17 protein-coding genes are annotated in these 18374 nt (G+C 45.3%); 7 read left to right on the top strand and 10 right to left on the bottom strand.

Translation table 11 applies throughout. The features are described from left to right. Positions 1-5: 5 nt before the first annotated feature. The 4 genes from MKY75_RS12770 (at position 6) to katA (ending at position 3803) form a co-directional block, all read left to right on the top strand. A complete protein-coding gene (locus MKY75_RS12770) occupies positions 6-497 on the top strand; it encodes an NADAR family protein (protein ID WP_340885587.1) in 492 nt (163 codons plus the stop codon). Continuing rightward, on the top strand, positions 494-1393 hold the full coding sequence (locus tag MKY75_RS12765) for a TIGR02452 family protein (RefSeq protein ID WP_340885584.1): 900 nt from the start codon (positions 494-496) through the stop codon (positions 1391-1393). The genes MKY75_RS12770 and MKY75_RS12765 overlap by 4 nt, the downstream gene beginning before the upstream one ends. 59 nt (positions 1394-1452) lie before the next feature. Beyond that, the gene (gene cysC, locus MKY75_RS12760; protein ID WP_340885582.1) at positions 1453-2055 is read left to right on the top strand and encodes an adenylyl-sulfate kinase; all 603 of its coding nucleotides are present in this window, start codon (positions 1453-1455) and stop codon (positions 2053-2055) included. 290 nt (positions 2056-2345) lie between these two features. Further along, complete coding sequence (katA, locus tag MKY75_RS12755) at positions 2346-3803, top strand: catalase KatA (RefSeq protein ID WP_340885580.1); 1458 nt, start codon at positions 2346-2348, stop codon at positions 3801-3803. Between the two features lie 121 nt (positions 3804-3924). On the opposite strand, the gene MKY75_RS12750 is transcribed toward katA, so the two are convergent. The 7 genes from MKY75_RS12750 to MKY75_RS12720 form a co-directional block, all read right to left on the bottom strand. Further along, the gene (locus MKY75_RS12750; RefSeq protein WP_165146524.1) at positions 3925-5235 is read right to left on the bottom strand and encodes an MATE family efflux transporter; all 1311 of its coding nucleotides are present in this window, start codon (positions 5233-5235) and stop codon (positions 3925-3927) included. Then, entirely contained in the window at positions 5202-6044 is an 843-nt protein-coding gene (locus MKY75_RS12745; protein ID WP_165146521.1) for an ABC transporter ATP-binding protein, read from the bottom strand. Before MKY75_RS12745 ends, MKY75_RS12750 begins: the two co-directional genes overlap by 34 nt. Beyond that, a complete protein-coding gene (locus MKY75_RS12740) occupies positions 6037-6873 on the bottom strand; it encodes an ABC transporter ATP-binding protein (RefSeq protein WP_340885577.1) in 837 nt (278 codons plus the stop codon). The genes MKY75_RS12745 and MKY75_RS12740 overlap by 8 nt, the downstream gene beginning before the upstream one ends. Positions 6874-6881: 8 nt before the next feature. Beyond that, on the bottom strand, positions 6882-7736 hold the full coding sequence (nikC, locus tag MKY75_RS12735) for a nickel transporter permease (RefSeq protein WP_340885574.1): 855 nt from the start codon (positions 7734-7736) through the stop codon (positions 6882-6884). Then, positions 7733-8677: a nickel ABC transporter permease gene (gene nikB / locus MKY75_RS12730; RefSeq protein ID WP_165146512.1), complete on the bottom strand. Its 945-nt coding sequence runs from the start codon at positions 8675-8677 to the stop codon at positions 7733-7735. Before nikB ends, nikC begins: the two co-directional genes overlap by 4 nt. Before the next feature lies 1 nt (position 8678). Continuing rightward, positions 8679-10214: a nickel ABC transporter substrate-binding protein gene (gene nikA, locus MKY75_RS12725; RefSeq protein ID WP_340885571.1), complete on the bottom strand. Its 1536-nt coding sequence runs from the start codon at positions 10212-10214 to the stop codon at positions 8679-8681. Between the two features lie 207 nt (positions 10215-10421). Further along, positions 10422-11885, bottom strand: coding sequence for a DHA2 family efflux MFS transporter permease subunit (locus MKY75_RS12720; protein WP_340887090.1), 1464 nt, complete (start codon positions 11883-11885; stop codon positions 10422-10424). A gap of 137 nt (positions 11886-12022) precedes the next feature. On the opposite strand from MKY75_RS12720, the gene MKY75_RS12715 reads away from it, so the two are divergent. Both MKY75_RS12715 and MKY75_RS12710 read left to right on the top strand, forming a co-directional pair. Further along, complete coding sequence (locus MKY75_RS12715; RefSeq protein WP_029515149.1) at positions 12023-12592, top strand: TetR/AcrR family transcriptional regulator; 570 nt, start codon at positions 12023-12025, stop codon at positions 12590-12592. 200 nt (positions 12593-12792) lie between these two features. Then, positions 12793-13044, top strand: coding sequence for a YolD-like family protein (locus tag MKY75_RS12710; protein WP_029515150.1), 252 nt, complete (start codon positions 12793-12795; stop codon positions 13042-13044). A 206-nt stretch (positions 13045-13250) separates the two neighbouring features. Here MKY75_RS12710 and MKY75_RS12705 read toward each other — a convergent pair whose 3' ends face one another. Beyond that, a complete protein-coding gene (locus MKY75_RS12705) occupies positions 13251-13580 on the bottom strand; it encodes a DUF3817 domain-containing protein (RefSeq protein WP_069011816.1) in 330 nt (109 codons plus the stop codon). A 378-nt stretch (positions 13581-13958) separates the two neighbouring features. On the opposite strand from MKY75_RS12705, the gene MKY75_RS12700 reads away from it, so the two are divergent. Next, positions 13959-16010: a stalk domain-containing protein gene (locus tag MKY75_RS12700; RefSeq protein ID WP_340885569.1), complete on the top strand. Its 2052-nt coding sequence runs from the start codon at positions 13959-13961 to the stop codon at positions 16008-16010. A gap of 299 nt (positions 16011-16309) precedes the next feature. On the opposite strand, the gene MKY75_RS12695 is transcribed toward MKY75_RS12700, so the two are convergent. Together MKY75_RS12695 and MKY75_RS12690 are read right to left on the bottom strand one after the other, a co-directional pair. Then, positions 16310-17698 carry a HAMP domain-containing sensor histidine kinase gene (locus tag MKY75_RS12695; protein ID WP_340885567.1) on the bottom strand — a complete coding sequence of 463 codons (1389 nt, stop codon included), beginning with the start codon at positions 17696-17698 and terminating at the stop codon, positions 16310-16312. Next, the gene (locus MKY75_RS12690; protein ID WP_029515155.1) at positions 17689-18348 is read right to left on the bottom strand and encodes a response regulator transcription factor; all 660 of its coding nucleotides are present in this window, start codon (positions 18346-18348) and stop codon (positions 17689-17691) included. The genes MKY75_RS12695 and MKY75_RS12690 overlap by 10 nt, the downstream gene beginning before the upstream one ends. Positions 18349-18374: the final 26 nt, after the last annotated feature.

The following is an 18374-nucleotide window of genomic DNA, read 5'->3' as shown; positions in this document are numbered from 1 at the left end:
TCATCATGGAAAAGTTTACGTTTTTTTATCGCAGTCATTCGCCGTTTTCGCAATGGTATCCTTCTGATTTTGTCATGGATGGATTGGAGTTTAACTGTGCCGAGCAATATATGATGTTAAAAAAAGCACAGCTTTTTGGGGATGAAGAGGCAGCCCTGAAAATTATGCAAGCCCCCACCCCAAGGGAGCAAAAAGCCCGTGGCCGCAGTGTGCGCGGATTTGACCAATCCTTGTGGGAGGCCAATTGCCGGCAATTTGTGTATGACGGTAATTACGCCAAGTTTACACAAAATCCGAATTTGCTCAAGCATCTGCTTAAAACGAAAGGAACCACTCTGGTTGAGGCTAGTCCGACCGACACCATTTGGGGTGTAGGCTTAGCTGAGAGCGATGCTCGTATACGGAACCGCAAGCTATGGCGTGGCACGAACTGGCTAGGAGAAATATTGACGAATTTACGTGAGGATGTATTGCAAAAGGAGGAACAGTCATCATGAAAAATACAATGAATTCCCGGAGCAACCGGGATGCTCGATCGCAGATGGCGCAGGAGACACTATCCATTTTGGAACATGGGTATTATACGAATATCAAGCAGGCTCAAGTAAATATGACAAAAGAGATAGAGAATGCGGTCACAGGCTCGAGGTTATACACACCTTCTCAGCTGGTGGCTGTAAAGCAAGAGACAGAGCAAATAATAAAAAGTATATTGGAGCCTTCTTCCCGCATAGACGAACAGACGATCATTGCAAAATTGGAAGTTACGGGAGAAAGTACGTTACAGGCAGCATACAGACTCCAGGTAGAGGAGAAGCTGACCCACGTGGCGTGTTTGAATTTTGCATCAGCCAAAAACCCGGGAGGTGGATTTCTCGGAGGCAGCCAGGCTCAAGAGGAAAGCTTGGCTCGTTCGTCAGCGTTGTATCCTTGCATTTCACAAATGGAAGAGATGTATGGACATAATCGGAAGCTGCGGAGCTGTTTTTATTCAGATTATATGATTTATTCGCCTGAAGTTCCGGTATTTCGGGATGATCAGGGAACATTGTTGGAGAAGCCCTATCAAGTCGATTTCCTGACAGCACCTGCTGTAAATGCTGGAGTGGTGCGAGAACGGGAGCCAGAGCAGGTGAATCGGATAGGTGAAGTGATGCTAGAGCGAATCCGTTACATTCTTGGAATGGCTAAGCAAAACGACGTAGAACATCTTGTGCTGGGAGCCTATGGTTGCGGGGTATTCCGCAATAAGCCGGAAGAGGTTGCCCTCTGGTTCAAGCAAGTGCTTGTAGATGAAGGATATGGTTTGCTGTTTGACCGGATTGTTTTTGCAGTGTTGGATCATAAAGCAGACCAACATACTTTAAACAGCTTTAAAAATGTTCTTTCTTGAAGTAAAGGCAGTGCATTAAATCGTTTACTATAATATCTCATGAAAAAGGAAGGTGCTGAATGGAACCATCTTCGAATATAACCTGGCATGTGTCCGATATTGATAAGCAAGCGCGTCAGCTTTTGAATGGCCATAAAAGTCCGGTGCTTTGGTTTACAGGGCTGTCTGGTTCGGGAAAATCAACGGTATCCTCCACACTTGAAAAAGCGTTATATGCACGAGGCATACACACGTTTATTTTGGATGGGGATAATGTTCGGCATGGTTTAAATCGGAATCTAGGCTTCCTACCCGCTGACCGTAAAGAAAATATTCGTCGTATTGCTGAAGTTGCAAAGCTAATGGCACATGCGGGTGTCCTAACCATTTGCGCCACCATTTCCCCTTATCGTGAAGATCGTGAAATGGTAAAGGAGATTTTACAGCAGGAAGGTTGCTATGAGATATATATACAGTGCAGCCTGGAGGAATGTGAGCGACGCGATCCAAAAGGAATGTACAAGAAAGCGCGCGCCGGAGAAATTCATCATTTTACGGGGATTGATGCTCCTTATGAAGCACCGTTGGAACCGGATCTAATCGTATCCACTGAAGGGCGGGAGGTAATCCCGTCGGTTCAGGATATCTTGGATTTTCTCGATAGCAAGCAGCTACTTTTATGATTTTATGATGAATTCTATATGAATATTGTCTGAAAGCCTCAATGGCAAAACTTCGAGAAGTGATCAAAGGAATCATTACAGAACGTGAAAATGGAAGCATACTAATTAGTAAATAAATACAGTAGTGCATATACGGCAAGCCTTATAGGGCTTGCTTTTTTATTTATGATTTTAAACTAATTCTAAATCCTAAATTATAATAATTATAAAAAAGTATTGATTTTTGTTTGTGCACAATTTATAGTGAAAGACACATAGTCAACCAATTCATTCAAGAGGTGATTTCAATCATGAGTAACCAACCAACGAACCTGACTACAAGCTGGGGCGCTCCTGTTGGAGATAATCAAAATTCGATCACAGCAGGCTCGCGGGGTCCCGCACTAATTCAGGATGTGCATCTGCTGGAGAAATTGGCACATTTTAACCGGGAGCGTGTGCCGGAACGTGTCGTTCATGCAAAAGGTGCAGGAGCACACGGATATTTTGAAGTTACTAATAATTTGTCTGCATATACAAAAGCAAGCTTCTTGTCTGAGGTGGGCAAGCGTACACCGATGTTTATTCGCTTTTCTACAGTGGCGGGTGAGCTGGGCTCGTCCGATACTGTACGCGACCCGCGTGGTTTTGCGGTGAAGTTTTATACAGAAGAAGGCAACTATGATCTCGTGGGCAATAATACACCTGTGTTTTTTATTCGGGATGCCATTAAATTTCCTGACTTTATTCATACGCAAAAACGCCATCCCCAAACCCATCTGAAAAACCCGAATGCGGTCTGGGATTTCTGGTCCTTATCTCCTGAATCGCTGCATCAGGTAAGTATTCTAATGTCTGACCGCGGTATTCCAGCTACTCTTAGACATATGCATGGTTTCGGTAGTCACACGTTCAAGTGGGTAAATGCCGAAGGACAGGCAGTATGGGTGAAATATCATTTTAAAACAGAGCAAGGTGTGCAAAATCTTGATGTGGATTTGGCTGCGAAAATTGCTGGTGAAAATCCGGATTATCATACAGAAGATTTGTTTAATGCCATCAAAAAAGGTGATTTTCCTGCATGGAAACTTCATGTGCAGATTATGCCGGTAGAAGATGCAGATACGTATCGCTTTGATCCATTTGATGTGACAAAAGTATGGTCTCAAAAGGATTACCCGCTGATCGAGGTTGGACGCATGGTGCTGGATCGCAATCCTGAGAACTATTTTGCTGAGGTAGAGCAGGCGACATTCTCCCCGGGTTCATTTGTTCCTGGTATTGAGGCATCCCCGGATAAAATGTTGCAAGGACGCCTGTTTGCCTACGGCGATGCACATCGCTACCGTGTAGGTGCAAATCATAATTCGTTGCCGATCAACCGTCCGCATGCGGAAGTTCACAACTACCAACGCGATGGTGCATTGCGCAGTGACAGCAATGGCGGAGGATCTGTCTATTACGAGCCTAATAGTCTCGGTGGACCCAAAGAATCACCTGCGCACAAAATGGCTCCTTTTGAAGTGTCTGGCGAAGCTCAAAGTGTAGCCTACGATCATCATGATCACTACACACAACCGGGCGACCTATACCGCTTGCTCAGTGAAGAAGAGCGTGCACGCCTGGTCCGAAACATCGTAAATGCGATGAAGCCCGTAGAAAGTGATGAAATCAAACTGCGTCAGATCGGACATTTCTACAAAGCTGATCCTGAATACGGACGCCGTGTAGCCGAAGGTTTAGGCTTGACCGTTCCTCAAGGCGAGTAGAGGTATCTGCAAACTCCTAACCTGAAAGCCGTATGAATAAATAATAAAAGGATGTCCCAACACCACGTACATGGTGGATGGGACATCCTTTGTTTTTGAGAGCGATGTAAATCAGGTGCTGCTATATCCTCTGCAAGCGAGGTAAATAGATTACAAGAAACAGTGACCGTCCTAGTGCAAATACGATAAAGGATAGCCAAAGTCCGTGATTCCCATAATGGGGAACGCACCAGAAGAGAGCGATCAAAAAGCAGAGCAATGAAATCAGCATCGAATTACGGATCGGATACGTTACCGTCATCCCCGTAAACACACCGTAGAATACCAGTCCCAGCCCGGCTGCCAGCGGAAAGACCACAAGCCACCCATTATAAGGGCCTGTAAGGCTAATCACTGTAGCATTGTCCGTAAATAGTGAGATAAGCGGCTCTTTCAGTGCGAAATACAATCCTCCTGTCACTACGCTGGTCACCAGTGTCCAGAACCAGGACAAGTGAATAACCCTTTGCAGCATTTTACGATCCCCGGCACCCCGAGCCTGACCTGTCATGATGCTACTGGCGTTGGCGAACCCATCAAAAAAGTAAGCCATAATGTAATGGATCTGCAACAAAATAGCGTTTGCCGCCAATTGATCGGTTCCAAAGCTCGCACTGCGCGCCGTAAACAGATTAAACATCGTCAGCAGACAGGCTGTACGGATCATAAGATCAAGGTTTGTTGCCATGACACTTTTCAACTCTGAAGCTCCAAACCATCCTCGCCAATTCATCTGTCCGCTTTGCTTCCATTCTCTCCAAATCGATGAGCGGAACACCAGAACGAGACCCAATATACATGCAAGAGCCTCCGCAATCAGAGTAGCGCTTGCTACACCAGTGACATTCCAATGCATCATCTGTGTAAATACAATAGCTAATACCATATTGATTACGTTCATTGTAATTTGCAAAAATAATGTAGCCTTCACACGGGATAATCCCATCAGCCAGCCGAGCAGCACATAGTTCACCAATGTAAGAGGGGCTCCCCAGATACGAATGTTAAAATAAATTGCTGCCTGCGCTGCCACATCCTGAGCTGGATGGATTAGCTGCAGAGAAGCTAACAGAATGGGCTTTTGTAACACAATGAATACCGCACCAATGAGTAAAGCAATGGCCAGTGGGCGCATGAGAGCAGCTATGCCCTGGTCGTTATTTTGTGCCCCCGCGGCTTGGGCCGTGAAAGCTGATGTGCTGACTCGCAGGAAGCCAAACAGCCAATATAAAGTATTGAAAATAAGAGTGCCCACCGCTACACCGCCTAAATACGCGGAATCGCTCAAATGACCGATTACAGCTGTATCCACCGCACCGAGTAGCGGGGTTGTAATCGTCGAAATAATTAAAGGGATAGCTAAAGCAAGATAGGCTCGGTGGGAAGGCAACATGTTGAAAAAACCTCCAGTAATGATTGTGTGTAGGGATGGCGATCCGAATGAAATAATGCTTCCTTGGGAAAATGCTCAAGCACACTGCCTTCTTTCATGACCATGATTCGATCACTCATAAAGTGCACAGCCGCCAGATCATGTGAGATAAACAGATAAGCCAATCCTAGCTCATCCTGCAAATCCTTGAGCAGATTTAAAACGGTGGCTTGTGTGGTCACATCCAGACTTGCTGTTGGCTCGTCCAATACGATAAAATCCGGCTCTGTGCTGATGGCACGTGCGATGGTTACACGCTGCTTTTCCCCACCGCTAAGCTGATGTGGAAACTTGTCCAGATAGCTGGCTGGAAGCTTTACCATATCAAGCAAATGTTCTGCTATATCCCGACGTTCTGAGGACATACCCGTCATAAAAGAAGGAACATAGTACTTAAGCTGGTCCAGTGGCTCCAGCAGGGATTGCAGGATGGTTAGTCTGGGGTTCAAAGCCGCAGATGGATGTTGAAAAACTGCACCCAGCCTGCTGCGAATCCGTTTTAACTCGCTCCGCTTTAATCCCCGGATAGACTGCCCATCTAGTCTAAGCTCACCTTGATCAAATGGGTCCAATGTCAATATACAGCGAGCGAGTGTGCTTTTCCCACTGCCGCTTTCCCCGACAATGCCCAGACATTCTCGAGGGGAGATCGACAGAGCAACATCTTGCAGCACCGTTTTGCCTCCAGTGTAAGCCTTCGTCAAACCGGAGACGGTCACGACAGGATTAGACGTGTCTTGCCGCTGAGCGCAGGCGGCTTGATTATTCATGTGCAGCGCTCCTTTCCATTGCGTCCTGTTCTTCAGTGCTGTTGTAAGGTAAACGTGCTGGAGCGCCCGGAGACAGCGGCGGAATAGCTGCCAATAGACGACGAGTATACGGGTGGTCCGGATGGTTCAGCACCGCTTGCGTTTCACCTATTTCAACCAGTGAACCTTCGCGCATCACTGCGATTCGATCTGCATACTTGCGTACATGACGCAGATCGTGAGTGATCCACAAGACGGAAATACCCGTTTCCGTCCGGATTTGGTCAATGAGCTGCAGCACCCGATGAGCTGTGAGCGTATCCAGCGCCGTTGTAGGCTCGTCGGCAATAAGCAGCTTCGGCTCCAGCAGGAGTGCAGCCGCAATAGCTGCCCGTTGCAATTGACCGCCGCTGAGTTGGAACGGATAGCTGCGGTACACACGCTCGGCGGGAAGCTGTACGCGCTCCAGCACCTCGATACAGCGCTGCTTGCGCGCCTTGCGATCTTGTTTGCCGTGGGCGCGCATCAGCTCGTCCAGTTGGCTGCCCACACGCAGAAAGGGGGTGAAAGCCCCATGGTAGTCTTGAAAAATGTAAGATATTTCACTACCAAGCAAAGAACGTCTTTGTTTAGCGGATAGATCCAGCAAATTATTGTCCTTCCACGCAATAATTCCTTCCGCTTTAACAGAAGAGGGGAGAAGTCCGCCGATAGCGAACGCCGTCATGCTTTTGCCGCTACCGCTTTCGCCGGCTAGAGCACACCATTCCCCCGGACGAACGGCAAGCTCCAGTTGCTTTACAATCGTTTTTACATTGGTCCGAATCGTTAAGCCTTCAATAGTCAGCATGTACCAGTTCACTCCTCTGTCCGGGTTTTAACATCATAACGGTCGCGCAGCTTGTCTCCAAATACGTTCGCCAGTAGCACGGTTAGCACGACAGCTATCCCAGGAACCAGCATCAGGTGGGGAGCCATTTGAAAATACGCTCGTCCTTCATTCAACATAGTACCCCATTCCGGAATTGGCGGCTGTGGACCTAAGCCCAAAAAAGATAGGGAGGCAATCATTAAAATAATTTTGCCGACATCCAGCGTAGCCAGCACAAGAACATTCCCTATTGCATGGGGGAGAATATGTCGCATGACAATCCGCAGGAAGGAGGTACCCGCTAGTATGGATAACGAAATGTAATCCTTTTGCTTTTCAGCCAGCACGGTACTACGAACTAGGCGTGCATAACCAACCCATTTTACCGCCGTTACCGCGAAAATAAGATTTACTAAGCCTGGTCCGAGCAAACCGCTCAGCACAATGGCAAAAATATAATCTGGTAATGTCATGAAGGCATCGACCACCCGCTTGAATACACGATCCATCCAGCCTCCAATAAATCCTGAAAACAGACCAAGAGGGACCCCGACAACCAGCGAAACTGCCAAAATCAACAAACTGGTTCCGACAGTCGTCCGAAGTCCAGCTATGACTCTCGATAGTACATCTCTGCCCAAATGATCCGTTCCCAGCCAGTGCGTAGCGCTGATCGATTGTAGTCGATTCCCCATCTGGATACGATACGGATCTTGCGGTACAAGAAACGGAACGACTGTAATTGCTGAAAGAATGAGCAGGATGGAGAGCGACACGATCCATGTTTTGGACAATCGCGTTCTAGTGAGCTGCCCGTTTTCCGCATGTACGGATTTTATCATGATAAACGTTTCTCCTTCAAAGCGATTTCAGGATTGACCCAACGGTAGGACAGCTCTACCAAAATATTGATGCATACAATGAATACAGCCATAAATACGGTATAGCCCTGAATTATGGGGTAATCCCTTGCAGCAATGGCATCCACAATCCATTTTCCCAGCCCCGGATAGGCGAATAGCACTTCAATTACGACTGTGCCTCCCAGTAGACTGCCTATACTCTCACTGAATACCGTAATGAGTGGAACTAGACTGTGACGAAGCATGTGTCTGAAAAAAATGCGGATGGGGCTGATTCCACGCGCTTGCGCCGCTTTGATAAAGTCTTGCCCCGAGCTTTCAATCAGACTTGCGCGAATCATTCGTACATAAACGGCCGCCATTGCTAATCCCAAGGTAAGAGAAGGGAGTACCAAATGAAAAGCGGTTCCTTCGCCCATAGACGGCAAAATGCGCAATTTAACTGCAAACCATTCGATAAACAAAAGCCCCAGCCAAAAGCTGGGAATCGAGGAGCCGATTAAGGCAAACACACGACTGGCGCTGTCAATCCAGCGGTTACGGTAGAGCGCAGCCATCGTTCCCAAGGGTAGAGCTATTAGCAGCAAAATGAACAGAGAGCCTCCGGTCAGCAGCAGCGTATAAGGCAGTTTTTCCATAAACTCTGTGAATACCGGACGATGGGTTAAATAAGATTGTCCAAAATCAAACTGAAGCAACTGAACCAGCCACTTACCATATTGCACAGGTAATGGTTGGTCCAGCCCTAGTTGGCTGCGCATATCCGTAATTTGCTGATTGGACACAGCTACATCATCGACTCGGAGAATGCTCCGGACGGGATCGCCCGGAACAAGCTTAAGCAGACAGAAGCTCACAAAGGAAAGAATAAGAAAGAACAAAACCAGTTCAAGAAACTTTTTGGCCATGGATTTGAACATGCTAGTTCACATCCAGGTCCTGGGTTAGCAAGTAATATTCACTTTGGCTAGTTACCCAGTTATGTACGTAATCGCGATAGGCCACTACGTTGTTTGGATGGACCAGAAAGGATTGCAGATTTTCTTGGTCAATCAGTGTGACAGCTTTCAGCGCCAGCTTGTTGCGTTGTTCCTCATTCACGGTTGTGTTCAGCTGTGAAATCATACTCGCGAGTTCCGGTACATGCACACGCCCATAATTTAGTGCTCCTTCAGGCATGTAAGCCGCATTTAGAAAATAGCTTGCATCGCCGCGCGGGGCTGTAATGCTACTATAAGTCGCTAAATCCCAATCCTGATGAGCGGCAAGATATTCGTCAATATTATCAACCTGACGGATATCAATCGTAATGCCAAGTTCTTTAGCATTAGCCTGAATCAGCTGGGAAATGAGTGGAAGTTCCGCTCTCGACTGGTAAGTTAGTAATGTAAGTTGAAGCGGCTTGCCGTCAGGGGTTGCAACTTTTCCGTTCTGCACTGTATATCCAGCTTGCTTGAAGCCTTCTCGTGCAGCATTTAAATCAAATTTTTTCGTAATATATTCCGGCGAAAATGGAAAGTCGGGCAAGAATGGCCCTTGAGCAGGGGTTCCCTGGCCGGACATGATACCGCTGGCAATCTCATCACGGTTGATCAGGTTATCGAATGCCTTACGCACAGCCGTCTTTTTCAGATCGTTATTGTTCATATTATAAATAAGTTGATGCGTTCGCAAACTAGGAAGTGAGTCAACCTTAACGGTAGAATCAGCTTTCAATAGCTCCAGACTTTCAATTGGCGGGCGATACACAATATCAGCAGTTTTGGCTTGAAAAGCAAGCTGACGTGCATTGGCGTCTTCGTTAAACATGAATTTGGCATGTTTCAACTTTACTTCACCGTTCCAATATTGTTCATTGCGATCTAAATTCAGTTCACTTCCAGCACGGAAGCTGGCAACCTTGAACGGTCCCGTCCCAGATGGGAGGTCACCTGTAGCTGTGGTGTCTATAATAGCCGTATTCGGATGAACCAGCTCAGACACAAATTCTGGGAAAGGCTTGTCTGTCGTAATGGTCAAAATCTGTCCATCCGCATGAATATCACGGATATGTAGCGCATTTTTGACCGATGAATTGAGCTTTAACGCTCTTTCCAAAGAGGCTTTGACAGCAGCAGCATTGACGGCTTTACCGCTGTGGAAGTTCACACCTGATCGGATGTTGAAGGTCCAGTGCTGTCCGTCCTTGCTGTTCCATTTGTCTGCAAGCCAAGCTTCCAGCTTAAGATCCTTGTTCACTTTGATCAGTGTTTCACTTACTCCAGCACGAACAGCTGTGTAATTTACATCTGAATGGGGGTCTATAGTAGAGCTCTGCACGTTGAACAATAAGGTGACACTTTTATCTTGTGGTGCAGCAGATGGAGAGGGTGAAGCTGACGGAGAAGAAGCGCAGGCTGCCATCATTACCGCCATTACCGCAGGTATAAATAGTTTAAAATACGAACGTTTAAACAACAGGAAGTCCTCCTTAATAGTAATCGTAATTTTTACGCTTTAACTCATGAATCATATCGTAACCAAATGAAGGTGCTTTGTAAATATGTAATTGACGAATGTGTATGTAAATTCATATCAAAAAGACTGCTAACCAATAGTGATATGGTTAGCAGTCTTTAAGTTTATTCACATATTTTTAATTTGGGGTCACATGAAAATTATGAATTAGTGCATGGGAGCTTTGGCAGTGCCATGTTCAACATGAACTCTGCGGATGAAAAAGGCAAGGATCAACCCGATCACACTGATGATCATCGCAAAGAAAAATGAATTTTGTGATCCGATTGTCATGGCATTGGCCATTTCATTTACGGATTCAGGCATACTGGATTGGCTCAAATAGCTGTCCATGCCTTTGGAGAGAATACTTACCGCTACGGCAGTACCGATTGCACCAGCGACTTGCTGGAGCGTACTCATAATAGCTGTTCCGTCTGGGTATAGATCCATAGGGAGCTGATTTAGGCCGTTTGTCTGAGCTGGCATCATAATCATGGAAATGCCGATCATCAAGCAGCTATGAAGCACAATAATGAGTACAAGAGTTGATGTTGTTGTAATGCCGGACAGGAAAAACAAAACAGCAGCTACAATCACAAGTCCTGGAATGACAAGCCACTTGGGACCGAATTTATCGAACAATGAACCCATAATAGGAGACAAGAGGCCGTTGATAATCCCACCGGGCAGAAGTACTAAACCTGCTGTTAGAGCAGACAGAGCCAGCCCCTTTTGCAAAAAGAGTGGAAGAATCAGCATCGTAGAAAGGATCGTCATCATACATAGGAACACCATAATAACGCCAATAACAAACATAGGGTATTTAAATACACGCAAATTCAACATAGGCTGCTTCATTTTCAATTGACGTACAGAGAACAGTATCAACGATATCAGACCGACAATCACAGGAAGCAGAACCATCAGGCTAGCCCAACCTTCGCCACCTTCTCCGGATTTACTGAAACCAAACACGACACCGCCGAAGCCAATGGAAGATAACAGGATAGATAAAAAATCAATTTTGGGCTTGGTCGTTTTTGAAACGTTTTGCATAAATAAAATACCGCAAATCAGTGAGAGAACCAAGAACGGAAGGGAGATCCAGAAGATCCAGTGCCAAGACAGATTTTGCAGTACCAGTCCTGCAATGGTAGGGCCCACTGCCGGTGCGAACATAATGACCAATCCGATGATCCCCATAGCCGCGCCTCTCTTTTCAGCTGGGAAAATGATCAAGATGGTGTTAAACATCAATGGCAATAACAACGCCGTGCCAATAGCCTGAAGAATACGTGCGATCAATAGCACTGAAAAAGTAGGTGCAAGTGCGGCAACGAGACAACCGGCTATTGAGAATAGCAACGATGTCACAAACAGCTGTCTTGTCGTAAAGGTTTGAATCAGCAATCCCGATACAGGTACTAAAATACCGAGTGTAAGCAGATAAGCGGTTGTCAGCCATTGGGCTGTTGCAGTTGTAATATGCAAAATCTGCATCAAATCATTCAGTGCAATGTTAAGTGCCGTTTCACTGAACATCCCAATAAAGCCGCTAAGGAGCAGCGCAATCATAATAGGTAGCACCTTGAACGTTTTGGGTTCAGAGGGTGAACTTGTTTGACTCATTGTACTCATGTTGTTTTTGTTCCTCCAAATAAATTAATAGTGTTGAATTATAACAATCGGTCTATATATAATAAACATGTTGTTATTTTTTTGTCAAAGTATAAGTTGTAAATATTAAATAATGAAGGATGCTGTATATGGCTGCTAAACCCGAATCATACGAGAATATCGTACAAACCGCATCGAAGCTCTTTTTTCATCAGGGGTATCACGCGACCGGACTGAATCAGATTCTTGCGGAGAGTGGATCACCGAAAGGGTCACTTTATTATTATTTTCCGCGTGGTAAAGAAGAATTGGCTTTGGAGTGCATAAGAAGAGGGAATGAGTTTATAAAGCAAAAATTAAAACAGACACTGGACGGGAATGATAATCCAGTGCTAGCCATTCAGGATTTTATTCGTAATACAGCTGAGGAGGCAGACCGTACCGGCTTTAACGACTTCATGCCGATTGGCTTCTGGGCTGCTGCGGAAACTTCCTGTATTAGTGAATCGCTACGTCATGCTTGTGTGAATACGTTTACAGATTGGCAGCACATCTATATGGAGCGTCTTCAGGAATCGGGCTGGGACGAGGAAAAGGCACGCAGTCTGGCGGTACTTATCATTTCGATGCTCGAAGGTGCATTGATTTTGGCCGTTACGCAACAGAGCAGTGCTCCTATTTATAATATCGTGGATTACATTCCACAGTTGGTCAAATAATCCTGTCTCTTCAATTTTCAATCTCTCCTATGAGCTCCAACAAGTAACTTTAGAGAGCCGATGTTCTCGTTTTTGAGAACTCGGCTTTTTTGTGGTTCTGAGACGTAATTTTACTCACATTACCAGCACCAAATGATGAAAAGTATGGTAAAATAGAATGAATTTGATTTTGATTTTGCGTGAAGGAAGGGTGATAGCAAGTGGCAAAAGCGAAGGTACCCAAACGGCCTACTCGGGATGAATTTGTACTGGAGGAAATCGGGAATCAGCTTGTAGAAGCACAACGAGAGCAATCCGAGGTTGTATTGACCGTATGGGGACGCGCAGAAACAACCCGCGGACAGATTGTTAAAATGGACCCAAGAACAGGGAAGGTTCATGTAGAGAGTAATGGAGAAACGGATAAAGTTCCTTTTATGGATATTATGAGTGTAAATTACCCGAGAGATTAGTTGTTGTGATTACATAAATATAGCAGAAAGGGACAACAAGAATGACAAAGTTAGAGTCTCCCTTACTGCGAGGGAAAGTAACAATTTAAAATTCGCGTATACAAAAACAACCGAGTGGTTTAGAGCCATCGGTTGTTTTTGTATACTGCTGCATGAGTGGGAAGAGAAAGCCGCGTTGTTGTATTGGCACTTGCCCTTGTATATGCTTATGCAGCTTTTATCGGGCTGGTATGACTCGCACGTGCTTCGGCTTTCTTAAGCACCTTACGATCAAAAATGAAGGGGCCAAACGGCAACAGTGAGGCAATCAAGGCAGCAAGACTTTGCAGTAGCGTTATTTTCCGCATAATCAGCATAACCACAGTCGCTACAACATAAGCCACGAACAGTACCCCATGGATCATACCCACCCAGCTTACCATTTGCGGTATTCCAGCTGCGTATTTAAGTGGCATAGCGATACACACAAGCAGTAGATATGAAATTGCTTCAATATTACCAATGACACCAAACATCTTAAAGGCATTTTTGAACATAATACACCTCTTTCTCTTATTACTTAAAATTTAATATATCCTATAATGCATTGTTATTAAACGGTAGAAAGTTACGATATATCGAATATTTACGGCAGATGCCAACGTCACACAGCTTAGCGCTCCTGGAAACGATAATTGTAATTTCATTTAACTTGTCAAAATGTGTATCCCTATTGTATGCGCGACCCCCTATCAGTAAAAATACGGTGTGAAGCCTAAACATTTTGTATGCAAATTCCGATAACAGTTAAATGAACGTGTGTACATTATGGTACATATTTTAAAAGCTGGATTGCAGCAGAAGGGCTTGTAAGCTTAACTTATTAGTTTTTGACAAATAAAATTTCCATACTGGTATCAAGGAGAGCATAGAATATGAATAAAAAACGTTTGCGTCAATGGATGGCTCCGTTCGCAACGGCTACACTGATTTTGAATACGGGATATGGCATTTTGACACCCGATGCAGTGGCTAGCGCGTTGCCGACTGAGAGGCATTACTCAAATCTGACTGGCCTAAATACAACACAGTTACATACCAAATTAGCAACCGCTCAAGGTAGTCAAGTGCCTGTTACTTCAGGTCCGAAAGTGACTACGTTAACCAAAGGTTATGGTCAGAACACCTATCTTAACCAAATGCTAAAAGTAATGTCGAGCCAAATGGTGACTGCGAATATCGCGCCGGCAGAGGTAAGCAATCTGACAGCGGTTCCTACAGAAACAACAAAAGTAAATTTGTCCTGGAACAATCCGTCGGACATCAATTTTGACCACGTAAAAGTGGTTGGTGTTACTAACGATGTGTATGTAGATAACATTAGAAGTAACTCTTATATGTTAAGCGGTTTACAGCCGAACACGACATATACCTTTCGCGTGAAAACGGTGAATAAGAGTGGAAATGAATCTCTCGGTACAACAATACAGGCTAAAACGGCTTCCGTTGATGGTCCTGTGGATAAGACACCACCAGGAGAAGTAAGCGGACTGGCAGCGACGAATGTAGGATATAATGGATTTACCATCAATTACATATTGCCTAAGGATGCTGACTTAAGCCAAGCGATTGTCTATTTAAATGGTACAGAAATTCAAAGAACCACAGGCACGTCTTACACGTTTAATGTCTTGAATGCTGCCACAGCCTATACCGTAACGGTCAAAACGATAGACAAATCCGGAAATATATCTCAAGGAGTTAGTATTCCAGTTACAACTTCTACGGTCTCTACCGATATCGTGCCCGATGTGACAGGTGCTTCAGTGACATCAGTTAATAACTATAGTGTTACTGTTTCCTGGACAAGGCCTAGCGGAATTAGTACGGTCAGTCTGTATAAGGACGGGCAACTGGTAACCGATTCAACAGGAACATCCTATACTTTCAACAATCTTTCGGCAAGCCAGACCTATACGTTCACGATAAGATCTAAGCGAAGCACAGGTACATTGTCCTCCGGTGTGAGACTAACTGCCACAACGGACAGTACGTCTTCCAATTCGTCAGAAGTGTCCAATCTTGAAGTAGATAGCAAAAGCGACACCTGGATCAAAATCACCTATGATATGCCGAGTCGAGCCGACAAGGTGAAGATATATGTGGATGGTGATTATAAGGGGACTACAAGCTCTGAGTCCTATAAAATCACGGATTTGCGAGAAGGACGCTGGTATGAGATTAAGGTCGTGACTGTCAATAGCAATGGAAGAGAATCTAGCGGTGTAAAGATATCAGAACGCACAGATTCGGATGGTTACTACTCTTCTTCATCTAGTTCATCGAACTATGAGAAAGCAAGAGATTTGATGCGAATTGCGGAAAACAGTCTAAATGCGTCCGACTGGCGTTCTGCCAGAGATGCAATCAGTGATCTGCCGAGCGGAACCCGTAAAAGCGATCTGCTGGATCGGCTAGAAGCTATTCGCAATAGAGCGATTGGTACCGGTAGTTCATCATTCGGGACGAGTTCTACTACGACAACCACTTCTGGTACAACGTCTTCATATCCTAACAATGCGGTTTCCTCCTATTCATCTTCGTTCACCCTGACACCAGGAGCTAAATCAGCTTATGTCGATGGTCGTGCTACGACGATGGCTCAGGCTCCTCGGATCATTAATGGGGCGACGATGGTCCCGCTGCGCTTTATCAGTGAACGGATAGGTTACGAGGTGAATTATGAAAAATCGACCAAAAAGATTATTCTGAATCGACCTACAGACGGCAAACAGGTAGTGCTTCAAGTCAAGAATTCGACCCTTGCCGTATATGAGTTAAACAACTCCCGAAGTTATTCGACGAACATCACAGCTCCGGTTATTGTTAACGGCTACACGCTGGTTCCATTACGAGTGATTAGCGAGCTTTCGGGGTATCAGGTGAACTATAATACTGCATCCAAACAAATTACGATTACCAAATAAATGCATCTGTTAAAAGAGTTCTAAAGTGAAAACTTTAGAACTCTTTTTTGTCTACTATCCAATAAGTGTACGTAAAATGCGAAAAGGGGCGCTTTATAAGCGCCCGCTAATAGAGTTATAAATTGACAATCAGCTAATCTGTAAACAAGTTATTTTGGCTAAAAAGAATATCAAGCTGCTTAAGATCTTCTACAGTTAGTTGAATACTCAGCGTTTGAAGATTAGTTTCGATCTGATTAGGCTTGGTCGCACCTGGAATGATTAAGGTATACGATAGGATTGATTCTCGCTTGTATGATTCATGCACTGATTGGTATTTCAATGCTTACCTGTCCGCCGCTTGTCTGGGTGGAGTTGGCGATGTTCAGCTTTCCGCCATGTAGGTTGACAATGGATTTTGTTATATACAGGCCCATACCGTAATGACCACTTAATCTTCTGGATGAATCACCCATATAAAACTGCTCGGCGGCCTGTTTGAGACCTGCTGGAGAGAAGCCCGGGCCTTCATCTACGATGCTGAACCGAATACAGTTTTCAACAGATTCTACGATCAGCTGGATCTCGCTGTATTCAGGCGCCTGATCTACCGCATTAGAAGCAACATTCATAATGGCACGCTCAAGTAGCACTGGGTCTGCATACAGCGTCTTAGGGAGGTTATATGCAGCGAATGCTACAGATATTTTTTTGACAGCAGCCAAGGCCATTATCTGATTTTTCACTTTCGATAAATAGAAGTCAGCATCCATCGTTTCCGCCCGCAGGGTGACTAGTGTTTCCGCTTTTGAAATGTCAATGAGAGTTTTAATATACTGCTCCATCTGCCTGGTGCTTTCCGCTATATAATCCGTATAGTCCTTTTGCTCTTCGGACTGATCGGTCTCGGACAGCAGCTCTACGTTTCCACGAACGATAGTGAGTGGTGTTTTGACATCGTGTGCTAGAGCGGAAATTTGCTCGCGGCGGGATTTTTCGAGATTCCACTGTTTCTGAAGCGATGTCTTTAAAGTTTCTTTCATTTTATCCATGGAATGTAGCACCTGATCGATCTCCATCACGCCACTGAACTTGATTGAGAAGTCCAAATCCTGTGCTTGAATTTGTTTGGTAGCCTGCTGCAATCCGCTCATCTTACGTGCCAGCTTTCGTCCGAAGGAGGAAGCCAGTAAAGCACCTCCCCCCAGGAAGGCGATACAGAACACGGCCAAAAAGGACAATTCTGCGTTCGGCAGATATTGACGCAGGATAGGAAGTTCAAACTGTGCCGAGACAGAATAGCGCATCACAGTAATCTCATCATGATGTGGAACTTTTACATAGTTATAAGGAAATTGATACGCAGTATTGCTCTGCTGCGTAACACTCCAAGCGGCTTGGGCCTGGTTTTCAGAAAGATTTCCTTCAATGAGGCGGCCTTCCGAAGTGAACAACGCGTACTTATACAGTTTTATCTGTGAATTCGGTTGCAGGGTTTTGCCCGCTTCAATGATTGACTTGTCCTCCCGTACCTGCTTCTCCGCATAGTTCGCGGGAAGAATGGCCCCATAAGATATCAGGGCATAGAAGATGAGGACCAGGAACAGAGCGAGCGCAATCGTCCCAATACAAAACATAACTAAATAACCCAGGAAAATGGTTCGTAATTTAGTAGTCTTGCGTGCTTGCTGTACTTTGGTTACTTCCATCGGTAGCCGATCCCCCAAACTGTCTCCACTGGAGAAACCTCTACTTTGCCAAGCTTGGCCCGGATATTTTTGACATGCTCCACAATGGTGGCGGAATCGCTGTCCCCATCCAAGCCGAAGACCGCTTCGTAAATCTGCTCCTTAGAGAATACCTGCCCCCAGTTCAAAGCTAGAAACTTACATATCTCATATTCACTTTTGGTAAACGGGACTACAACATTCTGAACGGTGATTTCCTTGCCCGACAGATTGAAATGAACTTCCCCGATGCAGAATACATTACGCCGTTCACGATTCTCCCGTCTGAGATGGGCGTTGATTCGTGCGCGCAGCTCTCCAGTGCCGAACGGTTTGACAATATAATCGTCGGCTCCATCCCCAAGCCCCAACATCACATCGTTCTCCATGGATTTTGCGGTAAGAAACAGTATCGGACAGTCTACCTTGCTGCGAATTTCCCGGCAGAGTGTGAATCCGTCCATGGTAGGCATCATCACGTCAAGCAGTATAAGATCAAATGCTCCGAGCTGCATGGTGAGAACCTGTGGGGAGGCGGAGACCACCGTGACAACATGGCCATCTTTCTGCAAAATATTTTGAAGGAGTGCCAAAACGGCGGGTTCGTCATCAACGGCCAACAAGTTTGCCATGCTTTATTCACATCCCTTGCTTTCTT

Origin of the sequence: Paenibacillus sp. FSL L8-0663 (assembly GCF_038008125.1) — a bacterium.
GTDB classification, from domain to species: Bacteria; Bacillota; Bacilli; order Paenibacillales; family Paenibacillaceae; genus Paenibacillus; species Paenibacillus polymyxa_D.
The sequence above is the reverse complement of the archived record's forward strand: the minus strand, read 5'-3'. Positions and strand labels throughout refer to the sequence as shown.